Consider the following 2,354-nt stretch of genomic DNA (forward strand, 5'->3'; position numbering starts at 1 on the left):
AGTCCGGAGAGGCAGCGTACGGAGGGGCAGTGGGCCGGGCGACGGTTGGTGCGTCACGCCGGTGACGGCGGGTCCGGGGCGGGGCGGGTGCTGCGGAGGTAGGCCAGTACGGCAAGCACCCGCAGGTTCACATGGGCGCGCTCATGGCTCTCGGGGTGGGGCAGGCCCAGCTTCTGGGAGATGGCCGTGACCCGCTTCTCGACCGTCTTGAGGCTGTAGCTGAGGCGGCTCGCGATGGACGTGTTGGAGTGGCCCTCCGCCATCAGCGCCAGCACCTGCCGTTCCACGGGGACCAGCGCGGCCAGCGGATCGGTCCTGCGGGGCCGGGTCAGCACGCGCTGCACCACCTCGGGGTCGACCACGACCTCCCCGGAGGCGACTCGCTTGATCGCGTCGACGAGCCGGTCGGCGTCCCGCACCCGGTCCTTGATGAGGTAACCCACCGCCTGGTCCGCCGCCTTGAGCAGCCGCATCGCGTACGACGTCTCCGCGTAGTGGGACAGCACGAGGAGCCCGGTGCCCGGATGGTCGGCCCGGATCCGCTCGGCGGCCCGGAGCCCCTCGTCGCGGTGGTCGGGCGGCATCCGGATGTCGAGGACGGCCACGTCGGGCGGGTCCGCCGCGACGGCCTGGAGCACCTCCGGGAGCGTGCCCGCCTGCGCGATGACGGTGAAGCCGCGCGCGGTGAGCGTCTCGGCCAGCATGTGCCGCAGTAAGCCGGAGTCCTCGGCGATCACGATCCGCATGGCAGCTCCGCGACCAGCCGCGTACCCGCGCCGCGCGGGCTGTGCACCCGCAGCCGCCCGCCGAGGGCGCCCACCCGGTCCTCCAGCCCCCGCAACCCCGTGCCCCTGGCGGGATCCGCCCCGCCGGTGCCGTCGTCGGTGACCTCGATGACCAGCAGACCCCCGGCGCCGTCGTCCACCCGGACGTGTGCCTCGGTCGCCTCTGCGTGCTTGTACACGTTGCTCAGCGCCTCCGTGACGATGAAGTACGCGGTCCGTTCCAGGTGTTCGGGCAGCCGCCGGTCGGGGATGTCCGGTACGACCGGCAGCGGCGCCCGCTCGGCGAGGACCTCCACGGCCGCCGCCAGGCCCTGCTCGGCGAGGGCGGGCGGATGGATGCCTTCGGCCAGCGCCCGCAGCTCGTGCAGGACCTCGGTCAAGTGGGCGGAGGCGGCGGCCAGATCGGACTCCTCCGACCCGGTCGGGCCCCGCCCGTCCGGTCGCGCCCCCGCGGCTCGGGCACGGTCCACCAGCATCGAGATCACCAGCAGTTTGTGCTGCACCCCGTCGTGCAGATCCCGCTGGATGCGCCGGCGTTCGGCGTCGGCCGCCAGCACGAGCCGCGCCCGCGAGGCCCGTACCTCCGCCAACCGCGCCCGCTGCGCCGCCAACAGGCGCGCGTTGTCGAGGGCGAGCCCGGCCGCCGCCAGGACGGTGTCCACCAGCGGGCGCTGCTCGCGCAGGGCCGGATCGTGGACGAGGAGCGCGAGCAGCTCACCGCGACGGACGACCGGGGTGACACAACTGCCGTCACGGGCCAAACCGTCGGCACCGTCGGCGTCGGCTTCGGCGGCGACACCGTCCGCCCGTACGTAACGGGTCGCCCCGTCGCCGTCGTAACAGGTCGCCCTGTCGTCGTCCGACGCCGACTCCCCGCGCGGGAACCACAGTTCGAGCCCCGGATCCCCCAGGGCCTGAGCGAGGGCCTCTTCCACGTGCGCCGGTTCCGCCGACTCCTCCAGCCGTACGACGAGGTCGGCCACCCGGACCCGGGCCATCCGGACCCGCACCAGTCCGGCGACGAGCGCGACCGGTGTGACGATCAGGCCCAGCGCGTACCCGAGGAGCGCGAACTGCTGGATGTCCGGCGCCGCCCGCAGCATCGCCGCGCCCGCGCCGAGCACGACCACGCCGCCCAGCGCGAGCATCGTCAGCCACACGGGCGCGTAGGCCCGGCGGACCGGCCGCCCGGCCGTGGACCAGCGGCGCACCACCAGGGCCGCCGTCAGCACNNGCTGCGGCTGCGGCGGGTACTCGGCGGCGTACCGCACGATCTGCGTCCCCACCGAGGCGATGTACAGCAGGGCGACGACCGGCCGCTCGTGGCGGTGGTAGAGCCGGCCCGCGGGCAGCGCCAGCACGAGGTGGCCGATCGCGGCGTACGTGAGGTGGTAGCAGCAGAAGCCGATCGCGAACAGGGTCCGGCTGTCGGCGAGTTGGAGATCACCGAGGTACCAGGTGAAGCCGACCAGCATCATCAGCCGGCTGGTGCCGTTCGCCGGCCGGCGCACCCGCAGGACCGCCCCGCACACCACGAACGAGGCGCCCGCCGACTGCACCGGCAGCCAC

2 protein-coding genes are annotated in these 2,354 nt (G+C 74.1%); both read right to left on the reverse strand.

What is annotated here, in order from left to right; all coding sequences use genetic code 11:
* Nucleotides 1-53 precede the first annotated feature (53 nt).
* Nucleotides 54-746, reverse strand: a complete 693-nt coding sequence (locus tag AOK15_RS39950) for a response regulator transcription factor (RefSeq protein ID WP_055524008.1) — start codon at nucleotides 744-746, stop codon at nucleotides 54-56.
* On the reverse strand, nucleotides 734-2,017 hold a 1,284-nt coding region (locus tag AOK15_RS39955), incomplete at its 5' end, for a sensor histidine kinase (RefSeq protein ID WP_205632313.1). The genes AOK15_RS39955 and AOK15_RS39950, both read right to left, overlap by 13 nt.
* Nucleotides 2,018-2,354: the final 337 nt, after the last annotated feature.

This window comes from Streptomyces ossamyceticus (assembly GCF_001418475.1).
GTDB lineage: Bacteria > Actinomycetota > Actinomycetes > Streptomycetales > Streptomycetaceae > Streptomyces > Streptomyces ossamyceticus.

What these genes read in the sequence shown, in the direction of transcription:
- AOK15_RS39950 (WP_055524008.1), bottom strand. Translation starts at nt 746, where the DNA reads ATGCGGATCGTGATCGCCGAGGACTCCGGCTTACTGCGGCACATGCTG.